This window comes from Dietzia massiliensis (genome assembly GCF_018390595.1).
Classification (GTDB): Bacteria; Actinomycetota; Actinomycetes; order Mycobacteriales; family Mycobacteriaceae; genus Dietzia; species Dietzia massiliensis.
This window is the reverse complement of record NZ_JAHBAV010000372.1, coordinates 1-318: the sequence shown is the minus strand read 5'-3', so window position 1 is coordinate 318 and position 318 is coordinate 1. Positions and strand designations below refer to the sequence as shown.

Genomic DNA, 318 nt, shown 5'->3' with positions numbered 1-318 from the left:
CAGCTGGGCGAAGGCCTGGATGGGTATATCCAGATTTGGAGACACCCCCAGAACGGCCAGCAATACCGGGAATATGCGCTCGATAGAGAGCATACCGAATGTTTGGTGACCGGATACAGCGCCAGTCTGCGCATGAGGGTGATCAAGCGTTTGCACGAACTGGAAGAGCAAAGCTCACCTGTCCCGCAGACGCTGCCGGAAGCGCTGCGCCTGGCTGCTGATATGGCCGAACAGAAAGCGATGTTGGAGCAGAAGGTTCTGGCCGACGCACCAACGGTGGCCTTTGTCGATCACTACGTAGACGCATCTGGTTCAAAA

General features: G+C 56.6%; 1 protein-coding gene. It reads left to right on the top strand.

Features of this window, described 5'->3' with window-relative positions; all coding sequences use genetic code 11:
- Nucleotides 1-105 precede the first annotated feature (105 nt).
- Nucleotides 106-318 (top strand): Rha family transcriptional regulator (locus tag KHA85_RS17610; RefSeq protein ID WP_368858504.1); only part of this gene is annotated, 213 nt, incomplete at its 3' end.